At 38.0% G+C, this 26,004-nt stretch carries 22 protein-coding genes and 2 pseudogenes; 16 read left to right on the top strand and 8 right to left on the bottom strand.

The features are described from left to right. The 5 genes from WBW42_RS00120 (at position 1) to WBW42_RS00100 (ending at position 3,686) form a co-directional block, all read left to right on the top strand. Entirely contained in the window at positions 1-1,026 is a 1,026-nt protein-coding gene (locus tag WBW42_RS00120) for a J domain-containing protein (protein ID WP_025465554.1), read from the top strand. An 81-nt stretch (positions 1,027-1,107) separates the two neighbouring features. Then, on the top strand, positions 1,108-1,806 hold the full coding sequence (locus WBW42_RS00115) for a hypothetical protein (protein WP_001985473.1): 699 nt from the start codon (positions 1,108-1,110) through the stop codon (positions 1,804-1,806). A 58-nt stretch (positions 1,807-1,864) separates the two neighbouring features. Next, positions 1,865-2,194, top strand: coding sequence for a hypothetical protein (locus tag WBW42_RS00110; RefSeq protein ID WP_001068164.1), 330 nt, complete (start codon positions 1,865-1,867; stop codon positions 2,192-2,194). Positions 2,195-2,285: 91 nt separating this feature from the next. Continuing rightward, the gene (locus tag WBW42_RS00105) at positions 2,286-2,582 is read left to right on the top strand and encodes a hypothetical protein (protein ID WP_000553831.1); all 297 of its coding nucleotides are present in this window, start codon (positions 2,286-2,288) and stop codon (positions 2,580-2,582) included. A 54-nt stretch (positions 2,583-2,636) separates the two neighbouring features. Next, complete coding sequence (locus WBW42_RS00100; RefSeq protein ID WP_000951143.1) at positions 2,637-3,686, top strand: DUF932 domain-containing protein; 1,050 nt, start codon at positions 2,637-2,639, stop codon at positions 3,684-3,686. Between the two features lie 265 nt (positions 3,687-3,951). Here the strand turns inward: WBW42_RS00100 and WBW42_RS00095 are convergent, their stop codons facing one another. Both WBW42_RS00095 and WBW42_RS00090 read right to left on the bottom strand, forming a co-directional pair. After that, the gene (locus WBW42_RS00095) at positions 3,952-4,833 is read right to left on the bottom strand and encodes a CopD family protein (RefSeq protein ID WP_005079068.1); all 882 of its coding nucleotides are present in this window, start codon (positions 4,831-4,833) and stop codon (positions 3,952-3,954) included. 67 nt (positions 4,834-4,900) lie between these two features. Beyond that, positions 4,901-5,281, bottom strand: a complete 381-nt coding sequence (locus WBW42_RS00090) for a copper resistance CopC family protein (protein WP_000689223.1) — start codon at positions 5,279-5,281, stop codon at positions 4,901-4,903. A gap of 278 nt (positions 5,282-5,559) precedes the next feature. Between WBW42_RS00090 and WBW42_RS00085 the strand changes: the two genes are divergently transcribed. Continuing rightward, positions 5,560-7,917, top strand: a complete 2,358-nt coding sequence (locus WBW42_RS00085; protein ID WP_032007069.1) for a heavy metal translocating P-type ATPase — start codon at positions 5,560-5,562, stop codon at positions 7,915-7,917. 74 nt (positions 7,918-7,991) lie between these two features. On the opposite strand, the gene WBW42_RS00080 is transcribed toward WBW42_RS00085, so the two are convergent. Together WBW42_RS00080 and WBW42_RS00075 are read right to left on the bottom strand one after the other, a co-directional pair. Beyond that, positions 7,992-9,365, bottom strand: coding sequence for a heavy metal sensor histidine kinase (locus WBW42_RS00080; protein ID WP_004637554.1), 1,374 nt, complete (start codon positions 9,363-9,365; stop codon positions 7,992-7,994). After that, entirely contained in the window at positions 9,355-10,038 is a 684-nt protein-coding gene (locus tag WBW42_RS00075) for a heavy metal response regulator transcription factor (protein ID WP_032007070.1), read from the bottom strand. Before WBW42_RS00075 ends, WBW42_RS00080 begins: the two co-directional genes overlap by 11 nt. 149 nt (positions 10,039-10,187) lie before the next feature. Here WBW42_RS00075 and WBW42_RS00070 point away from each other — a divergent pair, with 149 nt between their 5' ends. The 8 genes from WBW42_RS00070 to WBW42_RS00035 all read left to right on the top strand — a co-directional run bounded on the left by WBW42_RS00070 (position 10,188) and on the right by WBW42_RS00035 (position 20,358). Further along, a complete protein-coding gene (locus WBW42_RS00070) occupies positions 10,188-10,538 on the top strand; it encodes a hypothetical protein (RefSeq protein WP_032007071.1) in 351 nt (116 codons plus the stop codon). Positions 10,539-10,619: 81 nt separating this feature from the next. Then, positions 10,620-12,497, top strand: a complete 1,878-nt coding sequence (locus WBW42_RS00065) for a copper resistance system multicopper oxidase (protein WP_032048914.1) — start codon at positions 10,620-10,622, stop codon at positions 12,495-12,497. Then, a complete protein-coding gene (locus tag WBW42_RS00060) occupies positions 12,484-13,413 on the top strand; it encodes a copper resistance protein B (RefSeq protein WP_005079045.1) in 930 nt (309 codons plus the stop codon). The genes WBW42_RS00065 and WBW42_RS00060 overlap by 14 nt, the downstream gene beginning before the upstream one ends. 45 nt (positions 13,414-13,458) lie before the next feature. Continuing rightward, positions 13,459-13,920 (top strand): hypothetical protein, encoded by a 462-nt coding sequence (locus WBW42_RS00055; protein WP_000771473.1) that lies wholly within the window; start codon positions 13,459-13,461, stop codon positions 13,918-13,920. A 77-nt stretch (positions 13,921-13,997) separates the two neighbouring features. Next, the gene (locus WBW42_RS00050) at positions 13,998-15,302 is read left to right on the top strand and encodes a TolC family protein (RefSeq protein WP_032056124.1); all 1,305 of its coding nucleotides are present in this window, start codon (positions 13,998-14,000) and stop codon (positions 15,300-15,302) included. Beyond that, positions 15,302-16,801: an efflux RND transporter periplasmic adaptor subunit gene (locus WBW42_RS00045; RefSeq protein WP_032007074.1), complete on the top strand. Its 1,500-nt coding sequence runs from the start codon at positions 15,302-15,304 to the stop codon at positions 16,799-16,801. The genes WBW42_RS00050 and WBW42_RS00045 overlap by 1 nt, the downstream gene beginning before the upstream one ends. 14 nt (positions 16,802-16,815) lie before the next feature. Then, positions 16,816-19,962 carry an efflux RND transporter permease subunit gene (locus WBW42_RS00040; protein ID WP_284105095.1) on the top strand — a complete coding sequence of 1,049 codons (3,147 nt, stop codon included), beginning with the start codon at positions 16,816-16,818 and terminating at the stop codon, positions 19,960-19,962. A 33-nt stretch (positions 19,963-19,995) separates the two neighbouring features. Beyond that, the gene (locus tag WBW42_RS00035) at positions 19,996-20,358 is read left to right on the top strand and encodes a copper-binding protein (protein ID WP_004738155.1); all 363 of its coding nucleotides are present in this window, start codon (positions 19,996-19,998) and stop codon (positions 20,356-20,358) included. 71 nt (positions 20,359-20,429) lie between these two features. Here WBW42_RS00035 and feoB read toward each other — a convergent pair whose 3' ends face one another. From feoB to WBW42_RS00020, 3 genes are read right to left on the bottom strand one after another with little or no spacing between them, the layout of a single operon-like run. Then, positions 20,430-22,259, bottom strand: coding sequence for a ferrous iron transporter B (gene feoB, locus WBW42_RS00030; protein WP_001086233.1), 1,830 nt, complete (start codon positions 22,257-22,259; stop codon positions 20,430-20,432). Beyond that, the gene (locus WBW42_RS00025; RefSeq protein ID WP_001048216.1) at positions 22,249-22,509 is read right to left on the bottom strand and encodes a FeoA family protein; all 261 of its coding nucleotides are present in this window, start codon (positions 22,507-22,509) and stop codon (positions 22,249-22,251) included. Before WBW42_RS00025 ends, feoB begins: the two co-directional genes overlap by 11 nt. A gap of 11 nt (positions 22,510-22,520) precedes the next feature. Further along, entirely contained in the window at positions 22,521-23,828 is a 1,308-nt protein-coding gene (locus WBW42_RS00020) for a cation efflux transmembrane domain-containing protein (RefSeq protein WP_024436903.1), read from the bottom strand. Between the two features lie 75 nt (positions 23,829-23,903). Here WBW42_RS00020 and cadR point away from each other — a divergent pair, with 75 nt between their 5' ends. Together cadR and WBW42_RS00010 are read left to right on the top strand one after the other, a co-directional pair. Continuing rightward, positions 23,904-24,296, top strand: coding sequence for a Cd(II)/Pb(II)-responsive transcriptional regulator (gene cadR / locus WBW42_RS00015; protein ID WP_000480875.1), 393 nt, complete (start codon positions 23,904-23,906; stop codon positions 24,294-24,296). Between the two features lie 144 nt (positions 24,297-24,440). Next, positions 24,441-24,566, top strand: a pseudogene (locus WBW42_RS00010) (FAD-dependent pyridine nucleotide-disulfide oxidoreductase); the annotation flags it as partial. A gap of 144 nt (positions 24,567-24,710) precedes the next feature. Here the strand turns inward: WBW42_RS00010 and WBW42_RS00005 are convergent. Further along, a pseudogene (locus WBW42_RS00005) lies at positions 24,711-25,898 on the bottom strand (restriction endonuclease); the annotation flags it as partial. Between the last annotated feature and the right edge of the window lie 106 nt (positions 25,899-26,004).

Genomic DNA, 26,004 nt, shown 5'->3' with positions numbered 1-26,004 from the left:
ATGTTAAGAGCGAGTGACAATATTTATTTTGCACCCGCTATTCCTTATAAAAAATTGCAAGGGGCTATGAGTTATCTCCCTCAAGGAATTCATCCAGATGAAATCCTTATGCTAATTGACGATACGGTATTTGGCAGTGCTAAAGCTGGACTTTGTGTGACGGCGACAGGACTCTTTTATAAAGAAAGCTTTGGAGATGAAGCGGTTTATCTCTTTAAAAGTATTCATCATGTCGAGGCAGATATTGGCGTCATTAATCATGGCATCGTACTGAATCGGATGGAAACTTTGACCTTTAACCAATTGGATAAGGGAACAGTACGAACATTGGCTTCATTTCTAAATGAAGTCTGTCAGGGACAAACAGAGACCTACCAAGCTCCACCACAGATTGATGCAGAACTGAAGGTGATTGTTGATCTGTTTGCTTATTTTATTACATTTACTGTGGGTCAATGGAATGCTCAGTCGAAAGAAGCGCTATCCAGTCATTTTTCTAAATTGAATAATCAAGCAGTACATCAGTATGTTGAACAACTAATGAATCAAAAACCAAACTTCGATTATGAAGAATTATTGCATCGCTTTGCAGAACTGAAAGATGTGCTGGCTTATAAACTTCGTACGGAGATGATCGAACAACTGGTCTACGCCATGGCACTGGGTCAGGTTGAGCAGAATCAGGCTGATCTTTTCATGACCCATTTGTGCCGTGTAGCTAATGTCTCTAAGGCAGTTCTTCCTGACCTCGTCAAAATTATCTATCAATGTCTGGCAGAGGAAATAGATCAGAAAAAAGTTTCTTATCTGACTAAGGAACAACTACAGGCCTGCAAACTTCTTGAAATTCAGTCTGAAGTATTGTGTGAGCAAACCCTTCAAGCTGCTTACCGGAAAAAGATGGCTGAGTTCCATCCGGATAAATATCAGAACCTTCCAGAGTCTGTTCGTCAGCTCATTGAAAGCCAAGCACAGCAACTGAATGAAGCACGGACTCTATTAAAGAGCTATTTGGACAATAACTGAAAATAAAGAATTTTTACTTACATATTACCCCAATGAAGGCAGCCCTAAAGCGCCGTATATCCTCTATTTCAAGGTAATGATATGAATATGATAAAGAACAGCACTAACTCAACTAAAAAGATACCACCGTTATATTGGTTGTTAACTGTAGTCATGATGGCGGTGTTAATTGCAGGCGGTATTTTATTTAATCAACATCAAAAACGACAAACTGAACTTCAGTTAGCACAACTCGCTTTAGAACAATCTAAGGTACAAAATCAATCTGCCACAACACAAGCAGCATCGGAACCCGTTGAATCAGGTTTCACTGGAATTGAAAGTATGGTGGAAAACCCGGAATCAGAATCTGCTCATTCACAAGCTGAAGATGAGGTTGTTGCGGGGGCAATAGCCGCGGTTGATCAGGCAAAAGCACAAGATACAAGTCTAGGTAATCTCAGTTCAGAAGTTGATGGTGAGTACCATGAAGGGAAAACCTTAAGTTCCAATGCTTCTCGCTATGGATTAAAGCCAATCAAATCTGCTCCAGCTGATTTAAAGTCAACCATCCCGAATATTGATCAAATGTTAGCGTCACATCTCATGAATGTATGGGGCCGCTCAAGTCCAGATCAGGTGAGTAAACGAGTTGAAGGATGGAGCCAGCAAGGTAATACCATGACCTATCGTACTGCATGGGACTCTGACCGTTACCAATGTACTTGGTATGTGGTGAGTTGGGATAAGAACAGCAATCAAGTCCTTCACGAAGGATACCAGCCATGCTTTGGTCACTAATTAAAGCTGGTCTGTAGCATTCGTTTAATTATTACTTTACTTAATCAGAGAAAATACCATGAACCCAATCAAACTTATCGCATGTGGAATTTTAAGTCTTTCACTCAGTTCTATTGCTTTTGCTAAAACTGAGCAGATTACACTTAAAGCCAATGTCTATTACGGCGAAGAGTCAGTTGTATTTCCAACTACTAAAGGCGAAGTCATTTTAAATAGCTACGCTATACCAGCTAAAGTCGTTCCACAAGTTAAACCTTTTAAGAAGGGGCAATGTTTAGAAATCAAATCAAAACATGGTTTCTTTAAAGACACTGGAGATGGTCAATATATTGAAAGTATCCAACCTTGTAGCAAGAAAGGTTTAGCGACTCCAAAAGTAACTCGTTAATTTGACTTAATCTAAAACGACATAAAGCTCAATCAAACCACAAGCATTTGCTTGTGGTTTTTTTTATGCCTTTTATTGAGAGGAGACGACTATGCATCAATGTCCTTACTGCCATTCGAGACATCTGAAATTACTACGGCAGTCAGAACAAAGCCATCAAGGTGTATTTGCAAAACTTTCATCATTCTCCCCCATGTCTCTGGCAGCAGCCTGTATGCAATTGTCAAAACGTAGTCCTATTCACCCACTAGTCGGTGGCTTTGTTGGTTTAGTTGTAGGGGGCATGTTTCTGCTCTACGTCCAGCATCAAGACAATACAGTGTCCTTGCATTATCAGTGTGAGCAGTGTCTGCAACATTTTGAAATCCAGCAATCAAGCTTTTCTTAACTTCATCCCAAACTCTTAATCAAATTATTTAAATCACTTAATAGGAAAAACATCATGGCACATCAAGTTGAAACAATGGCTTTTGTAGGTCAAACCCCTTGGCATGGTTTGGGCAATCAACTCACTAGAAATCAACCTTTAGAAGTATGGGCACAACAAGCAGGGATGGATTGGCGAATTGAATCATCCAATGTCAGCTATATGACAAAAAATGAACGTGGACAAAACATCATCATGCCGTATGAAGATCAGAGAGTCCTTTATCGTTCAGATACTCATGCGCCGCTATCAGTGGTAAGTCAGCGTTATCAGGAGGTGCAACCGATGGAGATATTAAACTTCTATAAAGACCTGACAGAACAATCAGGCTTTGAACTGGAAACAGCAGGGGTATTGAAAGGTGGTCGTAAGTTCTGGGCACTGGCTACGACTGGACAATCAACAGCACTGAAAGGAAAGGATGTGAGTAATGGTTATATCCTTCTGGCAACAGCATGTGATGGGACATTAGCCACCACGGCGCAATTTACAAGTGTACGTGTGGTGTGTAATAACACCTTAGCGATTGCCTTACGTGGGCAGAATAGTAGTGCAGGTGTGGTGAAAGTTCCACACAGTACCAAGTTTGATGCTGAAAAGATTAAACAGCAATTGGGTATTTCGGTTCATGCATGGGACGAGCACATGTATGAAATGAAGCAGCTCAGCCAGCGTAAAGTCACCCAGCAGGAAGCAGCAGCTTACTTCGATGCAGTGTTCAATAATACAAACCTGAATATTGCTGAACAAGATGAAAGTATCATTCAGTTCTACCGTAATGTAGCTACGCCTAAACAAATCAACTCATCCAAAACCGACAATAAAACTGAGCCAAATGGACGTGCGATGTCTAAGGTCATGACCATGTTTAACGGGCATGGTCGTGGTGCCGAGTTAGCTTCAGCTAAAGATACGGCGTATGGACTGCTTTGTAGTATTACCGAGTTTGTTGATCATGAGCGACGTGCGATCTCAAAAGATCACCGATTAGATTCAGCATGGTTTGGGGTAGGAGCCAACCTTAAACAACGCGGGCTGGAACAGGCACTAAGAATGGTTGTATAAGTTATGATTATTTGTTTAAGTTTATTTATACATGAATTACAGAAAATCATGTAATTAATTTATAAAAACATGGGCAGATTATGGGGTAAGTAATTTTACCCCTATATTTTAAAAGATCTGAGACTCTACAGTCTTACACTACACTCTACTTACAATAGTAAAGCTTATGGAGTTAGAAAAAATATCAAGGATTGAACCAATGATGAAATCAAGCAGAATCAGATAATTTTTTTCATTTTACTTTTTTAAATTACTATATACCTATTTAATCAATTCCCACTACAGTTGTAATATATCCTGTCATTAAAAGGATCATTAGACCTAATGACATTTCAAATAAAATGGCATAACCCAATTGTTTTGCAAATTTTGGATCCTGTAAACGAGGAGTAAAATACCATTTATTAAAGGCAGCCAATAATAAAATACTTAAAACAAATATTATTTTAATAATGAATCCATGCCCATAAGGAGTATTCAGTAGAATATTGAAATCTTTAATGAGTAATAGAGCAATACTGGCACCACATGCAAGTAATATTCCTACCACAAAAGCAGCAATTCTTCCAAACAGATGCATGCGTTCTTTCAAGGGAAGACCAGTAATTTTTTTACTTGTTCTCCATAAAGGATAAAGTGATCCCATCCATAAAGACATTACAAGTACATGGATTGATAATAAAAATTGTGCGAATAAAGGTAAATTTGTAACATGACCAAGTTGAGAAAAACTAAAAACAATAGGAGTTAAAAGTATGAGAAATATTACTCCTTCAATTTTTGAAACCTGAATAGTTCCTTTACTAAGTTTTATGATCATCAATAGAAGTAGAAAAGCAAAACTAATTGATCGAATAATATGAACGTGCCCTGTGGGAGTATTTATTAAAATGTTTATGTAGTTGCTATCCCACATGCCAGAAAGACCTGTATTGGCAAAACTTCCAATGAGAAGGAAGAAGCCAAGAATACTGGATATTAAACCCAGTCCTGCACCAATAGTTATGTACTTCAGAATAGTCTGTTTAATTTCTACATAACGACCAAGTAAGAAATAACAGAAAGCACCACCAACAACAAATGCAATACCTAAATATAAAACGACTTTAGCCAGCCATGTTGCGTATATCCAAGTTTCAGGAAGCATATTTTTCTCCATCGTTATAGCGACATGCCAGCAAATTGCTGGCATGTTTACTAACTTCGTTTTTATTTTATTTTGCTGCTTTAAGCGTGAAATTATATTCGCCATTCATGTTATGGCCATCTGCACCCATTGTGGTCCATACCACGGTATATTTACCTTTCTTAAGTTTAGGTACGGCCACTTCAAATGACTTTTTCATATCATGAGTTATTTTATAATTTAATGGGATATCCTTACGTTGGGCATCAAGCAATTTGACGTTCATTAACATAACCTCTTCACCAAAATTTAAAGTTATGTTTTGGGGTTGACTTGCTACAGAAGCATTAATAGCAGGTGTTGCACTTTCAAGTTTTACATGTGCAAACGCACTTGAAGCAGCTACAACCATAGTTGCACCAACTAATACATTGCGTAGAACTGATACTTTATTTTGGAAAATTTTCATTTCATCATCCTTCTAAAACTGATACATAGCTAAGTAATGACCCGTTGACGTTCATGAATAGATTGAGTTGGTCATCACTCTTCGTATGCTTATTATTCAAGACAGATAGAAACGTCTTGATGACTCCAAAATTACATTTTTGTCATTTTTAAAATTGAAAACACACAAGTGTTACACTGACTTTATTGAAAATAATGGTCACTAAATGACCGGAAAACGAAAAATTAGTTTAATCCTAATGAGCTCTTTGTTTTGAGAATTAATATGAAGGAGGTTCTATGGACCATCATCATGAAGATAAGAATACTAGCAATAGACTTATTGACCCTGTCTGTGGAATGGCCGTAACGCAGGCTTCTAAATTCTATGAAAAAATTGACAGTAAAACGTTTTACTTTTGCAGTGAAAAATGCAAGTTAAAGTTTGAAAATGATCCTTTGTTTTATATTAATGAAGAGGGTAAATCTTCTCCAACTAAAAAATCAATGAATAGAGCTGAAGTAGATTCAAATGAAATTACTAATTCAGCTCATGTAAATACTTCAACAATTTATACATGTCCCATGCATCCGGAGATTCGACAGAATCAACCTGGAAACTGTCCAATTTGCGGTATGACATTAGAGCCTTTACTTCCAAATTTAGATGAGGCTGATGAAAATCCTGAACTCAAGGACTTTAAAAGAAGATTTTGGTACACGTTACCTTTGACCGTTGTCGTAATAACCTTGGCGATGTTTGGTCATAAATTAAACTGGTTTGAAATTAAAGTACAAACCTGGATTGAACTTCTTCTTACCTTGCCAATAGTTTTTTGGGCGGGATGGCCATTTTTTGTTAGATGTTGGCAATCAATTTTAAATCGTAGTCCGAATATGTGGACTTTAATTGGGATTGGGACCGGTGCAGCATTTATATACAGTCTCGTTGGAACTTTGGCACCGCAAGTATTCCCTGACTCTTTTATATCTATGGGGCGTGTTGCAGTATATTTTGAAGCTACTGACGCTATCATTTCACTAACATTGTTAGGTCAAGTGCTTGAATTAAAAGCTCGCTCGCAAACTTCGGCCGCGATTAAATCTTTGCTTGGGTTGGCGCCGAAAACTGCCAGAAAAGTAAATGACGATGGTAGAGAAGAAGATATTCCTCTTTCCCATGTACACGTTGGAGATTTGCTTAGAGTACGACCAGGTGAAAAGGTACCTGTTGATGGAATAGTTACTGAAGGTTCAAGTTCTATTGATGAGTCGATGTTAACTGGAGAACCTGTACCAGTTACAAAACGTGTGGGAGACCAGGTGATTGGCGCAACTATGAATATGAATGGTTCATTAGTGATGCGTTCAGAAAAGGTTGGGTCATCAACTGTACTCTCTCAGATCGTACAAATGGTGTCGCAAGCTCAACGTTCTAAAGCTCCAATGCAAAGAATGGCAGATCAGGTAGCAGGATGGTTTGTTATGGTGGTTATTGGTATTTCTATACTTACATTTTTGGGTTGGGGAATATTCGGACCAGAGCCGAGTTGGGTTTATGGGCTAATCAATGCTGTCGCAGTTTTAATTATTGCTTGCCCATGTGCTTTAGGATTAGCGACGCCTATGTCAATCATGGTGGCAACCGGTCGTGGTGCATCAAATGGTGTACTTTTTCGTGATGCTGCAGCTATAGAAAATTTACGGAAGATTGATACGTTAATTATTGATAAGACAGGAACCTTAACCGAAGGCCAACCTACATTTGATAAGATTATCCCTCTTTCTGGATATGAAGATAACGAGATTCTTCGATTAGCAGCTAGTCTGGATCAAGGAAGTGAACATCCTTTAGCCGATGCAATTGTACGTGCTGCCCGGGAAAGAGATCTTGCACTATCGAAACCGACATCTTTTGAGTCAGGGTCTGGTATTGGCGTTAAGGGTGAGTTAAATGGACATCAGTTATCTCTAGGTAATACCGCATTAATGGAACAACTTGGTATATCTGTTGATGCATTTATCAATGATGCTGAGAAGTTAAGAGCTGAAGGTGCAAGTGTTATGCATTTAGCTGTGGATGGGAAACTGATAGGTTTGATAGCTGTTTCAGATCCAATCAAAGCAAGTACACCTGAAGCTTTGCATTCATTAAAAAATTCCGGTTTAAGAATCGTAATGGCTACAGGCGATGGCTTAACAACAGCGAAATCAGTTGGTAGCCGTTTAGGTATCGATGAAGTTTATGGAGAAGTAAAACCCGCAGATAAATTAGAATTAGTTAAGAAATTACAAAAAGAAGGAAGAATCGTAGCAATGGCTGGTGACGGAATTAACGATGCCCCGGCTTTAGCGCAGGCTGACATCGGAATTGCAATGGGGACAGGAACAGATGTCGCAATGAATAGTGCTCAAGTTACTTTGGTAAAGGGTGATTTACGCGGTATTGAAATAGCCCGTACCTTGTCGGAGGCAACTATTAAGAATATGAAGCAAAACCTGATGTTTGCGTTTCTTTATAATGCGTTAGGTATCCCTTTGGCTGCTGGTATTTTATACCCATTTACTGGATGGTTACTTTCTCCTATGATTGCAGCGCTCGCAATGAGCCTAAGTTCAGCTTCGGTTATTGGTAATGCTTTACGGCTACGAAAATAAAACAGATCATTGCCTGACTACTTATTATTTTAACCATTTGTAATAAGTAGCCAGGTTTTTATTAGGATAAATAATTAATTTTTAAAAATAATTTTAAAAATTATACGTCCGTTATTATAGTCTGCTTGAATTGTTGCGCCATGGACATCAAGAATTGACTTTGTAATGGCTAAACCTAGTCCGGTGCCTTCCTCAACTCGTTGTCTTGATGCATCTGTACGATAAAAACGATCAAATAATCGGCTCAACTGCTCAGATGTTAAGGGTGAACTTTCATTCTCAATTGTGAATATAGTGGTATCTATATTTTTTTGAAACTGAATTTTGATTACCGAATTTGGTTTGCCATACCTAATAGAGTTTGATAGTAAATTACTAAGTGCACGACGTAACATTGAAGGATCGCCCTCAACGTAACCTTGGCCAGTTTGCTTGAGTGACATTCCTTTTTCAGCAGCAATTGCATCATAAAAATCAAATAATGCTGAGACTTCTTTGACTAAATTCACTTGCTGTAAATTCGCTTTATGTAGGCCATGTTCTGCTTTTGCGAGAAAGAGCATATCGGATACCATTCGAGCTAAACGTTCAAACTCTTCCAAATTGGAAAATAGAATTTCTTGATAGGTACTAATATCTCGACTACGTGATAAACAAACCTGGGTTTGCGTCATCAAATTATTAATAGGTGTTCTGATCTCATGAGCTAGATCAGATGAAAAATCCGAGAGTTTCCCTACCGCTGTTTCTAGCCGGTCTAACATATCGTTGAATGCGATGGCTAATGATTTCAGTTCAGTTGGAGTACTGTCTACTTCTAATCGCTCAGAAAGATGCTGAGCCGAGATACCTTCTGCAACTTTTGCCATTTTTTGAACTGGCCGTAATCCTCTCCAAGCGGCAAACCAACCTAAAAACATTAAACAAATTGTACCTACAACACCGATGTATAATAACTGTCGTCTAAAATCATTTAAAAAGTGCTGATGTTCAGATGTATCGATCCCCACAATAATTTGAGCTGATGGAATACTAATATTATTAAAGGACTTTTTATAAACTAAGCCCCGATAGATTTTTTTTTGAATTTCCCATTCTATCCAAGGAGCATGTTTAGATTTGACTAACGTTTGCGTCTTTATGACTGCTGGTGCAGAACTAAAAATAATTTGGCCTGTTGGACGTTCTATTTGAACAATCAGATCATGATGACCTACTAAAGCATCTTTTAAATATGTATTTAATTCATGGGTATTTGTAGGGTTCTGTTCAAGTAAATTTTCTAAAAGCTGAATTTTTCCTTCTAACTGGGTCCGGTCCTGAGTTTCAAAATGATGCATAACAAGTTGATGAATGACCAGCCCCATAATCAATAAAATGATGACAGTTGATAGAGAAAAGATAATTGCAATACGGATGCTAATTGCATTAAACAATTTATGAGTCATCTTCTACCTCTAAGACATATCCCATCCCCCGGATGTTTTGAATTAACTTAGGGGTGAAGTTGTTATCTATTTTATTTCTTAAACGTTTAATGGCGACTTCGACTACATTGGTATCACTATCAAAATTCATATCCCATATTTGAGAAGCAATTAAAGCACGAGGTAGAATTTCTCCACGTCTACGCATAAATAATTCCATCAATGCAAACTCTTTGGCTGTTAGGTCAATACGTTGCCCTGCACGAGTAACACGACGTTTACGTAAATCAAGTTCAAGGTCTGCAATAGTGATTAAGTTGCTATCTTCTTTTTGTTGTCCCCGACGGAGTAAGCTCTTAATTCGAGCCAGTAGCTCTGCAAAAGCAAAAGGCTTGACAAGATAATCATCAGCCCCTAATTCTAACCCTTTCACTCGATCATCAATTTGATCTCGGGCTGAAAGAAAAAGAATAGGCATGCTTTTACCGCTTTTTCGAATATCATTAATTATATTCCAGCCGTCCAACTTAGGTAACATTACATCTAGAATGATAAGGTCATAATCTTCAGAAAGAGCATGATGTTTTCCTGTTAATCCATCTGTAACCCAGTCAGTAATATAGCCAGCTTCAGAAAGGCCCTGTTTAAGGTAATCACCAGTTTTTTGTTCATCTTCAACTAATAAGATTCTCATTTATAAAAAACCCGATAGAATTAATTAGGATCATAATAACTTTTTAATTCTCTGATTAGGTATAGATTACAAAAATGTCATTTTCATGTCATATAGATGTTTAGTGCCTGCCTTTAATGTATTCATATAAGCTAATTTTGGAGCAAAAAATGAAAACTTTATTTCGTCGTGGTTTAACTACTTTTTTATGTGTTGGATCTTTGTTCGCTGGAACTCAGTCTTGGGCTGCAGAGGCTAAACAGACCAATACAGTAAGTACTACTGTTCAAGCAGATATCAAAGAACAAGGTAAGTGTCAAAAACCCTGTGATATGAAGAATGATAAAACAACTCAACAGGACCATAGCCAGCACGACCACAGTAAAATGTCCGATATGTCCCAAATGGATCATTCTAAGATGATGAATATGGCCCCTTCTAAAATGGGAAATATGGATCACTCAAATATGATGAACATGGATCACTCTAAAATGAACATGTCAAATACATCAAATAAATAAAGAATACGATAAATGAGAGATTGGGGGTAAAGCAGTTAAACATGTTTTATCCCTTATCTTGATATTCGATAGGTGAAGTAAATGTCTAAAAAATTAAGTCATGTCTTTTTAATAGGAATCGGTTTATTTTCGTCGACTTGGGTTATGGCAGCGGTTAAAGAATATGATTTAACTATTGCTGAACAGACGGTGAATATAACAGGTAAGCCTTTAAAGCGAATTACGGTAAATGGTAAGTTTGTTGCACCTCTTCTTGAGTTTGAGGAAGGTGATGATGCTGTTATTCGTGTACATAACAAGTTAAAGAACCAAGATTCATCTATTCATTGGCATGGTTTAATCTTACCTGGCATCATGGATGGTGTTCCTGGATTTAATCAGTTTGATGGTATTGCACCAAATAAAACTTATGAATACAAATTTAAAGTCCGTCAAAATGGTACTTATTGGTATCACTCACACAGCAAAGGACAAGAACAGGATGGCCTATATGGCCCCCTCGTGATTTATCCAAAAAATAAAGTACCTTTATCAGCTGGAGAAAAGGCTGATAGAGATTACGTAGTCCTACTATCTGACTTTCATAATTCGACTAGTGGTCAAATTATGAGTAATCTCAAAAAAGAGGCTGATTATTACCAAAATAGAAGAGAAACGGTTTTTGATGTTTTTAAACAGATTAAAAAAGATGGCTTAAAAGCAACATGGCAAGATCGCTCTATGTGGAATCAGATGCGAATGCTTAAGACAGATATGTCTGATGTAACAAAGTATACGTTCTTGATGAATGGTAAGACTCCAGAACAAAATTGGACTGGAAATTTTAAAGCTGGAGAAAAAGTACGTCTTCGGTTTATTAATGCCTCGGCAATGTCTTTGTTCGATGTAAGAATTCCTAATCTGAAAATGACAGTAGTCAGCGCAGATGGACAACCAGTAAAACCCGTGCCAGTGGATGAATTCCGGATAGGAACAGCTGAGACTTATGATGTTATTGTAGAACCGAAACAAGCAAATTATCAGATTGAAGCTGAATCTATTGATCGAAGTGGTTTTTCTATTGGTACATTACATGATGAAAATACTTCACTTGTAAAAAGTACTACGATGCCGACACCTCGTCCCCGTGCTTTACTGACGATGGAAGATATGGGAATGGACCATGATATGTCTTCAATGAAAGGTATGGATCATGATATGTCTTCAATGAAAGGAATGGATCATGATATGTCTTCAATGAAAGGAATGGACCATGATATGTCTTCAATGAAAGGTATGGATCATGATATGTCTTCAATGAAAGGAATGGACCATGATATGTCTTCAATGAAAGGTATGGACCATGATATGTCTTCAATGAAAGGTATGGACCATGATATGCCTTCAAAAACAGTAAGCTCTTCTGGATCTGATCAAGTGGTTTACGGATGGGCGAATGCATCAACACCAGCTGGTCTAAAAGCACTTCAATATAGTGATTTACAATCTTTAACCCCCCAAAAAGATACCCGTGCTCCAGAACGTGAAATTGAAATTCGTTTAGGTGGAAATATGGAGCGCTATATTTGGACAATTAATGGTAAGAAGTTTAATGAAACTGAACCATTTAAAGTGAAATATGGTGAGCGTATACGCTTGAAATTTGTTAACGATAGTATGATGGCTCATCCAATGCATTTACATGGCATGTTTATGCAACTGGAAAATGGCCAAGATCCTAGCAATATGCCGAATAAACATACAGTAATTGTTCCACCAGGTAAAACAGTTACAACTTTATTAACGGCTGATGAGTTAGGTGAATGGGCTATCCATTGCCATTTGCTCTATCACATGTCTGCTGGAATGATGAATAAACTTATTGTGGCAAATGTCGATAGTAATAGTACTGATTCGAAAGATGTTGTTGCTCAACCTAATACTAATGATAAGGGGGTAAATCAACATGCGCACCACTAAAAAAATATATTCTAAGACATTTTTATCTATAGCTTTAATTGGATTATCAGGTGTAGCTTTTGCAAATGATACTGCTGTTCAAAGCATGGATAGTAGTACTAAATCCTCTCAGTCCGAGAGTATGAAAATGCTGTTAAAAGAGCCTGGTGGATTAGGTTATGTTGATCGTAATACTTACCAAAATTCAACTTCTGGTAATGATGGAGATAATGGTATAGGCCTGGAAGCCGAAACTTCTAATAACCGAAATCATGATAAACATCTGAAAGAACATGGTGGACAAGTTTTCCAAATGACTAAGTTTGAGAATGAGTGGACTGTGGATGAAGATGGCAAAGGTGCTTTAGGATCGAAAATTGAAACATTGATAGGTACAGATGAAAATCGCCTATTTATTGAAGCAAATTTGGATAAAGCAGAAAGTCATGATCCAAAATATGATGTATCTGCGCTTTATAGCCGTAATGTAGCACCCTTTTGGGATGTACAGGCTGGGGTGAGATACAGTGAAGATAAAAATAACAGCAACAGCGATCGGGTTGATGGTGTTGTTGGCGTGTTGGGATTAGCTCCATATTTCTTTGAAACCCAAGCTTATTTGTACGGTGGTGAGAATAATTTTTGGGGGGCAAGCTTTGAAGTCGAGCGTGATTTCCTGTTAACCCAGAAATTGATCACACAACCTTATCTTGAAGTAGATGCTGTATTTAGCGATGATTCTAACTATGCTGCAAAATCAGGTTTGTCTGAACTAAAAACCGGTATTAAAACCCGATATGAAGTCACTAAAAGAGTCAGACCTTTTGTGGATGTTGCTTACCAATATGAAAAAGGACAAAAAGCAACTAACGTGCAAGAAGCAACTGAGTCCGAAAAAGGATGGAAATATGGTGCAGGCATCGAATTGGTATTTTAAAATACTATAACTTGAAATCATGAATAGTAGTTTCGGCTACTATTCATGAAATTGTTGCTATTACGATTCAATTCTGTAAAACTAAAAAAGCTTAAAATTTGGTCTATGTCTATGCAGTGGTTAAAAACATGCCTATCGCTGTTTTTATCGTTTGCTATCCTGTTAGTAGGATCGGCTGCTGTTGCCTCGTCTGTACATAAACGATGTTTAATGCCATCTGAACAGATGCAATCCATGCAAATGGAAGAGTCGAAAAATCAGAATATGATGCATACTGATTGTATGAAAGGAGAAGCAAAGTCCAAAAAAACTCTGCATGATCCATCCTGTCTGTCTGAACAAGATTGCATTATGTCTTTTACCAAGCTTGTATATGCTAATGACGTTCAGGGTATTTTGCACTCAATGGTTTCCTTTCCTATAGAGCGCTCAGCTTTTTACTCTTTAGATCAAAATCTTCCTTCTCCATACCCTTCGGGTTTATGGAAGCCTCCACGCTCTAACTAATTTGATAGTCCTCTATCATTCATAGAATTTTCTATGAATGTTCTGCGCGTGCGCGTAAACATTTTAGAGCAAAAAATATGAATATTTATAAAGAAAAGCAATCTCATCGTAAGAGATGGCCAATAGCTACTATCTGTTTCTGTCTGGTCTATGGTCAGGCTTATGCTGAGCCATTAACTTTGAATACAGCTATGAAGCTTGCTGAGCAATATGCACCTACCCTAAGAGCAAATAGTGCTCGAATTGAAGGGGCTGAGAATGTAGTTTCAGCTTCTGGCATTTTACCCAACCCTAAATTATTTTTCGGTTTGGAGAATTATCCTATATCTGGTGATGCGTCATGGTCAGTCACACAAGATGGCATGACCATGCAGAAAATTGGTGTTATGCAAGATTTTCCAAACCGCGCCAAAAGACAAGCCGAGGTCGAGTTAGCAAAAGCTGAATTGGGTTCAGCTACTGCTCAAACTGAGATTCTACGTATTGAGTTACGTCAGAAAGTCGCATCTGCTTGGCTTAAACGCTTTTATCTTGAGCGTAAATTGGCGCTATATGATGAACTGTTTTCAGAAAATCGATTACTTTCTCAAATCACACAGACACAGGTCACATCCGGTCGGACAATTGTTGCTGATGCACTTGATCCAAAACAAGAAGCCACTGTATTACTTGACCGGAAGGATGATTTACTTCGTGATTTAAATAAAGCCAAACTAGAATTACATCGGTTGGTAAGTGTAGAGCAAACTGGAAATCCCTCTCAAATTGAAACCTTACCTGACCAAGCTCCATCCATCCATCTTGATACATCAAAGCTGTATCATCACTTGCATCAGCATCCTGAATTAAAAGCTTTTCAGGCTGAAAAGCTAACTGCTGAAGCAAAACTGAAGCAAGCTCAGGCTTTACAGAAACCAGATTGGGGTATTGAACTTGCTTATCAGCATCGAGCACCCGAATTTGGCGATATGATCGGGGTGCAACTAACAACAGAGCTTCCTGTCTTTTCAAAAAGACGTAGTAGTCCACTCATGCAGGCAGCTTTAGCCGAACAAAACAGGATTACCGCCGATCAAGAAGTCCAATACCGTGACCATCTCACTATGCTAGATGATGGGTTATCCGATCTTGATGCACTTGATCAGCAAATTAGACGTGCGATGCAAACAAGTATTCCACTCGCTAAACAAAAAGTGGGTTTACAGTTAGCAAGTTACCAAGCAGGCAAAAGCAATTTGTCCAATGTCATTACCGCCCGGCAAGCTCTTTTAGAACAACAGCTGCGACTTATTGATCTTCAACAACAACAAGCAATTACAACAGCACAACTTTATTTTGCCTTTGAAGAGCCGACCTTAAACCATGCTGAGGAGCAGCCATAATGTTAAGAAATAAATTGGCAATGACTGTCATGGGAGTTGCCACAATTAGTCTTGTCGTAGGTGGCGGTGCCGGATATTGGTTTGCTCATCAGGAAGAGGGTTCTCAATCGGCATCGGTAAGCCAGAAGCAGGATGCTAAAGTGCTTTATTGGTACGATCCAATGAAACCAGAACAGCATTTTGATAAGCCAGGCAAGTCTCCATTTATGGACATGCAACTGGTACCTAAATATGCAGACGAAAATACTACGATGACGGATGAAAGTCGTCCTACAGTCAAAATAGATCCAACTCTTCAACAAAATTTAGCCATCCGTTACGGCACAGTTGAACAGGCTGTAATTGGAAATGCCATTTTTACTAATGGCATATTACAAGCAAATGAACGGCAAACAGCTATTTTACAAACTAGAGCAAGTGGCTTTGTCCAGCGAGTGTACGGGCATGCTGTTGGAGATATGGTGACGCAAGGAAGCCCTATAGCTGATATTTCAATACCGGAATGGACTGGAGAGCAAACTGAATTTTTAGCTGTGCTCCGTACGGGAGATCGTTCCCTTATTCAAGCAAGCCGTCAACGTTTACAGCTTTTAGGAATACCACAAAATGTGATTCATCAAGTTGAGCGAACTCGTCGAGTGCAATCTAATATAACTTTGCAAGCTCCAACTAGTGGATTTATTGATTCACTAGAAGTCCGCAATGGTATGGCTTTGGCTATGGGGCAAACCTTGGCCACAATTAAAGGTATCAACCCGATTTGGCTAGAGGCAGCCGTTCCTGAAAAACAAATTGCTGGAATCAAACGAGGTATGAGTGTAGAAGCCAATTTTGCTGCTTTTTCTCAAAAAGTAGCTGGCAAAGTTATCGACATTTTGCCTACCTTAGATACAACATCAAGAACTATTAAAGTTCGGATTGAATTACCAAATCCTAGTGGTCAACTTAAGCCAGGGATGTTTGCTTCTGTCAATATAATAAATAATCCCCAAAGCAGTTTGGTTATACCAGAGCAAGCTGTTATACGGACAGGTACTCGGAATGTTGTCATTGTAGGGCATGAGCAAGGACGTTTTGAACCTGTTGTTGTACAGTTAGGTCAAAGTGATGGCAATAAAATTGCAGTCCTGCAAGGGTTGAAAGCTGGTCAGAAAGTAGTGATTTCAGGACAATTTCTGATTGATTCTGAAGCAAATTTGCAAGGCGTATTGGATAAGCTCAACACTGGGCAACCAATTGCATCATCTCAAACGATTAAGAGGTCAACATATCAAGGTCTTGGTAAAGTTGAAAAAGTCACAAATCAAGATATTACCATTTCACACCAAGCTATTCCTGAGTTGGGTTGGGGTGCTATGACTATGAGCTTTAAACAACCAGTTCAACCATTTACCCAAATTCAGCAAGGCGATCAGGTCCGTTTTGGGTTTACACATACTGGAGATGCTTACGTTATTTCTGACATTTCCAAGATGTCCATGACATCTATGAAGAACTAAACGGGAGAACCATTATGATTGCCCGTATTATTCGTTTTTCAATTGCGAATCGTGTATTTGTCCTGTTGGCAGCTTTAGTTTTGGCTGCTTGGGGAACTTGGGCTGTAAAGAATACACCGGTTGATGCTTTGCCAGATTTATCTGACGTACAAGTGATTGTCAGAACTAATTACCCAGGTCAGGCACCACAAATTGTTGAAAATCAGGTGACGTACCCTTTAACAACAACGATGTTATCAGTACCAGGTGTTAAAACTGTTCGAGGTTATTCTTTTTTTGGTGATTCTTATGTCTATGTCATTTTTGATGAGCATACCGATCTTTATTGGGCCCGTTCTCGTGTATTGGAATATCTAAATCAGATCCAGGGAAAAATGCCTGCGAATGCAAAATCGTCGTTAGGACCCGATGCTACTGGAGTTGGCTGGGTTTATGAATATGCATTAGTTGATCCAACAGGACAACATGACCTTGCACAACTGAGAAGCATACAAGACTGGTTTTTAAAGTATGAACTAAAGACATTACCTAATGTGGCTGAAGTTGCCACGATTGGGGGGATGGTTAAGCAATATCAAGTTGTCTTAGACCCAAGCAAAATGGCGGCTTTAGGTGTTACACAAAACAATGTCATTGAGGCGATTCAAAAGGCTAATCAGGAAACTGGTGGTTCAGTCCTTGAAATGGCTGAAACGGAATATATGGTACGAGCTTCTGGTTATTTAAAAACTTTAGATGATTTTCGCCAGATTCCACTACGAACAAATAGTTTGGGTGTTCCTGTTTCTTTAGGTGATGTTGCAACAATTCAACTCGGACCGGAAATGCGTCGTGGTATCACTGAGCTGAATGGACAAGGTGAAACTGTTGGTGGTGTTGTGATTTTACGGGCTGGTAAGAATGCACGTGAAACGATTACTGCTGTGAAAGCGAAACTGGCTGAATTGCAACAAAGTTTACCGAAAGGAGTGCAGGTTGTTCCTGTATATGATCGCAGTAAACTGATTGATCGGGCAGTCGCGAATCTCAGTCATAAATTAATTGAAGAATTTATTGTCGTGGCTTTAGTCTGTGGACTTTTCCTCTGGCATTTACGATCAGCAATGGTAGCTATTGTTTCTTTACCACTTGGGATTTTGTCGGCTTTCTTAGTCATGTACTATCAGGGCCTAAATGCCAATATCATGTCACTGGGGGGGATTGCCATTGCTATTGGCGCTATGGTTGATGCAGCGGTTGTGATGGTTGAAAATGCACATAAGCATATAGAGACTTGGCAGCATGAACATCCCAATCAAGTATTAGAAACTCAAGCACGCTGGAATATTATTGCCCGTTCCGCCAGTGAAGTTGGTCCTGCTTTATTTTTCTGCTTACTTATCATTACCTTATCTTTTATTCCTATTTTTACTTTACAGGCGCAAGAAGGACGTTTGTTCTCGCCTCTGGCGTTTACCAAAACCTATGCCATGGCAGCGGCAGCTGGTTTATCCATTACTCTGATTCCTGTTTTGATGGGTTATTGGATCCGCGGGAAATTACCCTCAGAACAGCGTAATCCATTGAACCGTTTCCTCATCAAAATATACCGACCTATGTTGGATCAGGTTTTAGCTCATCCAAAGACCACTTTATTTGGTGCATTGCTAATTTTCCTTATTAGTCTTTTTCCTTTAACGCGATTAGGTGGAGAATTTCTGCCGAATATGGATGAAGGTGATTTACTGTATATGCCTTCAGCTTTACCAGGATTGTCCGCAGCTAAGGCCTCAGAACTGTTACAGCAAACAGATCGAATGATTAAAACGGTTCCAGAAGTTGCGACAGTATTTGGTAAAGCAGGGAGAGCTGAGTCAGCAACAGATCCTGCGCCTTTAGAAATGTTTGAAACCACGATTCAGTTCAAACCACGGTCTGAATGGCGCTCAGGTATGACACCTGACAAATTAGTAAAAGAACTAGATAAGGCAGTCCAAGTACCGGGTTTAACGAATATATGGGTACCACCTATCCGTAACCGGATTGATATGTTGGCAACTGGGGTGAAAAGTCCAATCGGGATTAAGATTTCAGCAAATGATCTGCAAGATATTGATCGGGTAGCACAGCAAATTGAACAAGTTGCTAAACAGGTACCCGGTGTTAGCTCGGCTTTAGCTGAACGACTCACAGGTGGTCGATATGTTGATGTCGATATTAACCGTATGCAGGCTGCACGATATGGTCTCAATATCAACGATGTGCAGAAAATTGTATCATCCGCGATTGGTGGAGAAAATATTGGTGAAACTGTTGAGGGATTAGCAAGATATCCCATTAATGTACGTTATCCACGAGAGATTCGAGATTCACTGGAAGCTTTGAGAAATTTACCGATTGTAACTGAATCTGGACAACAAATTGTATTAAGTAGTGTTGCCAATATTCAAATTACAGATGGCCCTCCAATGCTAAAAAGTGAGAATGCCCGTCCAAGTGGTTGGGTTTATGTAGACGTACAAGGACGTGACTTAGCTTCAGTTGTGCAAGAGTTGAAGCAGTCTATTGACCAAAAAGTAAAACGCTCCTCTGCCATGAGCATTAGCTATTCAGGACAGTTTGAGTTCATGGAGCGTGCGAATGCTCGCTTAAAAGTCGTCATTCCAATTACATTGATGATTATTTTTCTACTGCTCTATTTGATTTTTAGACAAGTACAAGATGCAGTTCTGATTATGGCAACGCTACCTTTTGCTTTAATTGGTGGTATATGGGCCATGTATTTGAGCGGTTTTCACTTTTCAGTTGCGATTGCAGTTGGTTTTATCGCCCTTGCAGGTGTTGCTGCTGAGTTTGGTGTAGTCATGTTGTTCTACTTGAAGCAAGCAGTTGAACATGCACAGCAAAACCTATCTTCTTCAACGGCATCCTTAACAGAGCAACAACTCAATGATGCAATCCGAACAGGAGCTGTACTACGCGTTCGTCCTAAAGCCATGACGGTTGCCGTCATTTTGGCAGGCTTAATTCCTATACTTTTAGGGACTGGGACAGGTTCTGAATTGATGAGCCGTATTGCTTTACCTATGGTTGGGGGCATGATTTCAGCTCCTCTACTGTCAATGTTTGTTATCCCGGCTGCATATCAGCTTTTAATCAAAAGAAAACTATCAACACATTGATCGTTTTGTTATTTCGTCAAAAGAGGTTTTATTATGTTGAAATTTATGAAAATTGTGGCTCTTGTTGCAACTGTTGCTGCGTTAACTGCATGTAGCAAAAATGAGGCATCAGAGCAAAAGAAAGCGGAAGCACCGATGGAGCAGATGAGTAAAGAGTCATCTACAGTTGCAACAGCTCAAGCTGTTGGTGTGATTACTGCTATTGATACGAAAGAAAATATTCTAACACTCGACCATGAAGCAATTCCTGCAATTAAATGGCCTGCAATGACTATGGGCTTTAAAGTTGCAGATCCAGCATTATTAAATGGTTTAACTGTAGGGGAGAAGGTTGACTTCGAATTAAAAATAGAGGGTGAGAGTCAGATTATTATTGCTGTGAAAAAAAGCTCATAATCAGTTTAATACTTAAAAGAAAAATGGATGCAAAGGCATCCATTTTTCTTTATGAAACATTCTTATTTTGATTAAAGTCTACTAATAAGCTGATATGTAATGAAGGCAAAGAAATACGCAAGCCCAAATAAGTAAGTCGCCATAATAACAGGCTGTTTCCAGCTACCAGTTTCACGACGAATGGTCGCTAATGTTGCAAGACAATGTGGTGCGAAAATGTACCAAACTAATAATGACATCCCTGTAGCTAGCCCCCAGCCATCAGGACCAGAGATTTGACTCAACAATGTTTGAGTTACAGTATCTTCATCTCCAGACATAGCATAAATTACACCTAAAGCAGCAATGACAACTTCCCTTGCAGCCATAGCAGGAATTAATGCAATACAGATTTCCCAAGTAAAGCCGATAGGTGCAAATATAGGCTGAATAATGTGTCCAAGTTGTCCAGCTAAACTATAGTTGATAGCAGGCATTGTGGCATGCTCAGGTGGTTGAGGGAACGTAACCAACACCCAAAGCAATATAGATAATGCTACGATAATGCCACCAACCCTTTTTAAAAAGATCGTAGCTCGATCATAAAGTCCTAATGCAACGTTTCGAATATCTGGTAATCGGTAAGTAGGCAACTCAAAGATAAAAATACTTTCTGTCTTATCTTTTCTAACTAGTTTCAAAAATAAAGAAACACATAATGCTGAAACAATGCCAGCCATATATAGTCCAAAAAGAACTAAACCTTGTAGACTTAACCAACCATAAACTAATTTGTTTGGAATGAATGCCGCAATCAGCAAAGCATAAACAGGTAATCTTGCAGAACAAGTCATTAATGGTGCAATCATAATGGTTGCTAGGCGATCTCTTTCCGAACTAATGCTTCGTGTTGCCATGACACCAGGGATAGCACAGGCAAAACTAGACAATAGTGGAATAAAGGAACGTCCACTTAAACCAGCTTTGGACATTAATTTATCCAAAAGGAATGCTGCTCGTGGCAAATAACCTGATTCTTCTAGAATTAAAATAAAGAAGAATAAGATAAGGATCTGCGGCATATAAGCCAAAACACTACCCGATCCAGCGATTACCCCATCAACAATAAGACTTCTAAGTAATGGATGAGTAATAAGCGGGCCAATTGTATTACCTAACCAAGCAATTGCATTTTCAATTAATGAGATAAAAGGTTGTGCCCAGATAAAAACGGCTTGGAACATGACAAACATGGTAAGCGTTAGGATGACTAAACCAAGTACAGGATGTAAGAAAATTTTATCCAAGAAAGCTGTTCTTGCATCACCATTATCATTTTTTAAAATTACCTGTTTAGTAATATTTTTAATCTGATCAAAATGATTCAGATCAGAATGATAAGGAGTGACAAATAGATTTTTTTGATCTAATTGATTTAGTAGTTCTTGCACGCCTTTAGTTTTAACGGCAACAGCCTCAATAACAGGGATACCCAACAATTCTGATAGCTTATTAATATCTATCGAAATACCACGCTTTTTGACCTCATCCATCATATTTAAAACAAGAAGCATTGGTCGATTCAATGCCCTTATTTCAAGCACAAGACTTAAATGTAAATGTAAATTAGTGGCATCAACCACACATACATATATATCAGGTAGGACCTCACCCTCAAGCTCACCTAAGCATACAGCCCTTGTTACCTCTTCATCTAGACTCGTAGGCTTTAAGCTGTATGTGCCGGGCAAATCTAAAACCCGAACTGATTCACCAGAAGGTAGTTTAAAGAAACCTTCTTTCCGCTCAACAGTAACACCAGCATAATTAGCTACTTTTTGACGAGTACCTGTTAAAGTATTAAAGAGAGATGTTTTCCCACAATTTGGGTTACCAATAAGTGCAATATTTTTACTGTTCATTTGAAACAATCTCTACAAAAATTCGTTCAGCTTCATTCTTTCTTAACGCAAATCGAGAAGTTTCAATTTGAACCAATACTGGATCACCACCGAAAAGTCCCTTAGCTAGAACTTGTAAAGTTTCACCAATTCTGAAACCTAACAATTCAAGTCGTTCGAGAACTGGATCATTTTTATCTAAATATTGGTTACCTTTTTTTAGGTCAACAATTTTGACAAAGTCGTTTGGTTTAACTTGGAATAAATTCATTTTTAATACTCTTATTTCAATGCCAAAATTTTTCGAGCACCGTTAAGTACGAAAAGCGAAACAATTATTCCTATAACAAGATCTGGATATGCGGAACCTGTCAAAGCCACAAGGAAGCCAGCAATAATTACACCTAGATTCACAATCACATCATTAGCTGAGAAAATCCAACTTGCTTTCATATGTGCTCCACCATCTTTATGTCCAGAGATTAGATAAAGACAGGCAACATTCGCAATTAGTGCAAAAAAGCCGATTACAATCATTAATAAAGATTCAGGCTCACTACCTAATACAAAACGTCTAATTACATCGACAATTACAGTTATTGCGAGAAATAATTGAATCCAACCCGCAAAATGCGCGGCTTTAACTTGATACTTTGCAGCTTTACCTACAGCATAAAGTGCAATCCCATAAACAGCAGCATCTGCAAACATATCAAGAGAGTCTGCGATTAACCCTGTAGATGCAGCAATTAGTCCACTAATAAATTCAATAACGAAAAGTGCAGCATTAATAGCTAAAAGAATTTTTAAAACTTTTGCTTGTTCAGACGTATCTGCTTTTTCAGGCATTTCACCCACAGAGGTGGCGGTACTTTCAAGTTTGGCTCCAAAACCAAGTGCTTCAAGTTTGCTAGTAATTTCATTAAGACCATCATTATGAAAAACTTTCAATTTCCGATTAGGTAAATCAAATGTTAGTCCTTTGATCTCATTTACTGGAGACAATGCCATACGAACCATTTGCTCCTCAGCAGAGCAATCCATTTTCGGAATCAGAAACGTACTGATTTCTTTTGCATGCTCTTTATTTACATAGGCTTCAGTTTTATTTAATTTTGCTCCAAACCCAAGAGCTTCAAGTTTTGCAGTGATTTCATTACTTTTACCATTATGCATAACTTTTAGGTTTCGATTCGGCAAATCAAAAACTAGCCTCTTAACATTTACCAAAGAAGATAAAGTCATCCGAACCATTTGTTCCTCTGCGGAACAATCCATTTTAGGGATTTTATAGTCACTGATGAAAGTCGCTACATCCTCATTATCATTAACTGTCTCAGGTGAACTTATCGAATCTGGGGTACAACATGAGTTTGACTGCGTAGAACATGGCTGAGTACTAGCACAAGGATCTTTTTCATCTGGCTTAGATTGTTGTGGTAATTCATTACCACAACAAGAACTTTTACTTTCTTCAGCAGTTAAATCTTTACTGTTACCAGAATTTGTTTCTGATTCATTTTGATTTTGCTTAGTGTCTTCACAAGAATTTTCTTTATTACAACCGCAACCACTCATTGATGTGCCCATAGTCATATCTTTACTTATTGCATATTAAAATCCCTATAGCTACTATAGAGTCAAGTTGGATTTTGAGTATTTCTAATGTTTATGAAGATAGGAGAGCTCTCTGAAAAAACGTCGTGCTCAGTACTGACAATACGGTTTTATGAAAAAGAAGGTCTAATCCCGCAACCTGATCGAACTCAAGGTAACTATAGACTATATACTGAAGATTACATTGATCGGTTGAAATTCATTGTGAATTGTCGTTCTTTGAATATGAACTTAATTGAAATCAAAAAATTACTAAATTATAAGGATCTACCTAATCTAAATTGTTCTGATGTGAATGAGCTTATCGATTCACATATTAACGATGTAGAGGAAAATATTCGGAATCAGCAGAAACTCATACAGCAGCTATTAGAAATAAGAAAGACTTGTGATGGGTTATGTACAGTGGAAAAATGTGGTGTACTGAAGAAGTTAGCCTGAATAAAAAGTTAGTGATCACATTTGTCTCTCAAACTTACTGATACGTATATTGGTTTATTTAATATTATTGCTAAATTCTTAATCTAAAATGAATTGTTTACAGCAGTTTTTCAAATTTAACTAGCTTATTTAATGGATTGTATTTTGCAGACCATCTGGCTAGTTGGTTATGGTGAATGGACAGGCATGACATCGGCAACATTAATTGGGGTTTCTAGAACTGCCAGAGCAGTAGTCGATGAAATAGTTGTCTATTTAGCCATAGATTAAATAGTTGAAGGGGGAGATAAATTACTTACTCCCCAGAAAACATCTCATTTACTCATTGTTAAATACCTAATCGATGAAAACTAGATTATCAAAGGTTTGAGTTCTGTTAGGTGGGAGGGCTTGAAGGTAATTGGTATCCAAAATTTATAAATCGAAATTTTCATACCAGCTAGCCCAACTGTTTAGCTTTTTACCTGCATACTCCACAGTACCTTCAGCCCACTTAATATCATGCTTATCCCTCAGGAGCTGCCCAACGAATGATGCAGTTAATTTTTTAGTTCCTGAATACAGTTTCTTTATTAATATGGTTTCTTGGATACTTAACTCATTTGAAATCGCATCGTAAAGATAAGATTCGATATCTTCAACATCTCTAATTTTATTATCATCATCAACTAAATTATATCTCTTGAAAATTTCCACAGCTTTGGCATTACTACTACCATTTTTGTATTCAGAAATTTTCTTACCCTTAAGTTCATTATAAATATTTATAGTTAATTGAGGACTATTTCTTGGTATGAAAAAAGAAGATTGCTGGCGTCTAACGTTACTGACAGATGTTTTTACAGAACCTATATCTTTATAAAACCATGTGTATGTTTCAATTGACCGAGATAAAAAGCCCGTAATTTCTAGCCATTTACACATTCTGATAGCATAGTATCTCCATGTTTTATCTGCATAATCATTGTTAGAGTAAATACTTTTCATTAAGTCTATAAAGAAAGCCAAAGTAATATTTGTACCGTTAGGTAAGTCCTTTAAACTTAAAGTAATAATATGTTTTTTAAATTTTTCTCTCATTAATGAGAGAATACTTTCCATGGAATTCCCTGTAGCTAATATTTCCTCTGACAATGAATATTGGCTATTCTCCCTTACTGCAATGCCAAATGTCAGTAAGTCTGTACCAATATTTTGAATAGTACCATCAGATAAATTCGTTTTAATTTCCAATTCGGGAATGGAAATTGGAGTGCCTGTTAAATGTTGCGCTACATTCCAGATAGCAAGAAAATCATTTGATGGTAAATAGCGAAGAGAAATAATAGGAATACTCTCTGTTAATATATATTCTCTAAAAATATCCCAATAAATATTTAATCTAATACCACTTTTAATGATTAGTCGTTTATGAAGCAGGTTTGTGACTACATCTTCTCCACATGTATCGATTGTATCAACAAGATCAACAGGTGCTCTTTGAGCAATAAATTTTAAAGCTCTAACTTCATTAGGATTTAACTCTTCTAAATCACTAGCGAAAAGACTTGAGATATCTAATTTATTCTCTAAAAGCTCCTCTTGTTTTTGGCCTGACTGAATAGCCACCAAAATTCTAGACACACCTAACCATCTTTTGATGGGCCTTTTCATAATCTAATGGAGAACGCTGACCATTGGAACCATGTCTGCGTTTTGAATTATAGAA

The sequence above is a fragment of the Acinetobacter sp. LT1 genome (genome assembly GCF_059800965.1).
This window is presented reverse-complemented; position numbering and strand designations above follow the sequence as displayed.

Bases quoted from the DNA above. Each gene is read 5' to 3' on its own strand.
- WBW42_RS00020 (WP_024436903.1), bottom strand. From the start codon at position 23,828: ATGGGCACATCAATGAGTGGTTGCGGTTGTAATAAAGAAAATTCTTGT.
- WBW42_RS00110 (WP_001068164.1), top strand. From the start codon at position 1,865: ATGAACCCAATCAAACTTATCGCATGTGGAATTTTAAGTCTTTCACTC.
- WBW42_RS00060 (WP_005079045.1), top strand. From the start codon at position 12,484: ATGCGCACCACTAAAAAAATATATTCTAAGACATTTTTATCTATAGCT.
- WBW42_RS00105 (WP_000553831.1), top strand. From the start codon at position 2,286: ATGCATCAATGTCCTTACTGCCATTCGAGACATCTGAAATTACTACGG.
- WBW42_RS00045 (WP_032007074.1), top strand. From the start codon at position 15,302: ATGTTAAGAAATAAATTGGCAATGACTGTCATGGGAGTTGCCACAATT.
- cadR (WP_000480875.1), top strand. From the start codon at position 23,904: ATGTTTATGAAGATAGGAGAGCTCTCTGAAAAAACGTCGTGCTCAGTA.
- WBW42_RS00095 (WP_005079068.1), bottom strand. From the start codon at position 4,833: ATGCTTCCTGAAACTTGGATATACGCAACATGGCTGGCTAAAGTCGTT.
- feoB (WP_001086233.1), bottom strand. From the start codon at position 22,259: ATGAACAGTAAAAATATTGCACTTATTGGTAACCCAAATTGTGGGAAA.
- WBW42_RS00090 (WP_000689223.1), bottom strand. From the start codon at position 5,281: ATGAAAATTTTCCAAAATAAAGTATCAGTTCTACGCAATGTATTAGTT.
- WBW42_RS00075 (WP_032007070.1), bottom strand. From the start codon at position 10,038: ATGAGAATCTTATTAGTTGAAGATGAACAAAAAACTGGTGATTACCTT.
- WBW42_RS00120 (WP_025465554.1), top strand. From the start codon at position 1: ATGTTAAGAGCGAGTGACAATATTTATTTTGCACCCGCTATTCCTTAT.
- WBW42_RS00085 (WP_032007069.1), top strand. From the start codon at position 5,560: ATGGACCATCATCATGAAGATAAGAATACTAGCAATAGACTTATTGAC.
- WBW42_RS00040 (WP_284105095.1), top strand. From the start codon at position 16,816: ATGATTGCCCGTATTATTCGTTTTTCAATTGCGAATCGTGTATTTGTC.
- WBW42_RS00115 (WP_001985473.1), top strand. From the start codon at position 1,108: ATGAATATGATAAAGAACAGCACTAACTCAACTAAAAAGATACCACCG.
- WBW42_RS00065 (WP_032048914.1), top strand. From the start codon at position 10,620: ATGTCTAAAAAATTAAGTCATGTCTTTTTAATAGGAATCGGTTTATTT.
- WBW42_RS00035 (WP_004738155.1), top strand. From the start codon at position 19,996: ATGTTGAAATTTATGAAAATTGTGGCTCTTGTTGCAACTGTTGCTGCG.
- WBW42_RS00100 (WP_000951143.1), top strand. From the start codon at position 2,637: ATGGCACATCAAGTTGAAACAATGGCTTTTGTAGGTCAAACCCCTTGG.
- WBW42_RS00050 (WP_032056124.1), top strand. From the start codon at position 13,998: ATGAATATTTATAAAGAAAAGCAATCTCATCGTAAGAGATGGCCAATA.
- WBW42_RS00025 (WP_001048216.1), bottom strand. From the start codon at position 22,509: ATGAATTTATTCCAAGTTAAACCAAACGACTTTGTCAAAATTGTTGAC.
- WBW42_RS00080 (WP_004637554.1), bottom strand. From the start codon at position 9,365: ATGACTCATAAATTGTTTAATGCAATTAGCATCCGTATTGCAATTATC.
- WBW42_RS00070 (WP_032007071.1), top strand. From the start codon at position 10,188: ATGAAAACTTTATTTCGTCGTGGTTTAACTACTTTTTTATGTGTTGGA.
- WBW42_RS00055 (WP_000771473.1), top strand. From the start codon at position 13,459: ATGAAATTGTTGCTATTACGATTCAATTCTGTAAAACTAAAAAAGCTT.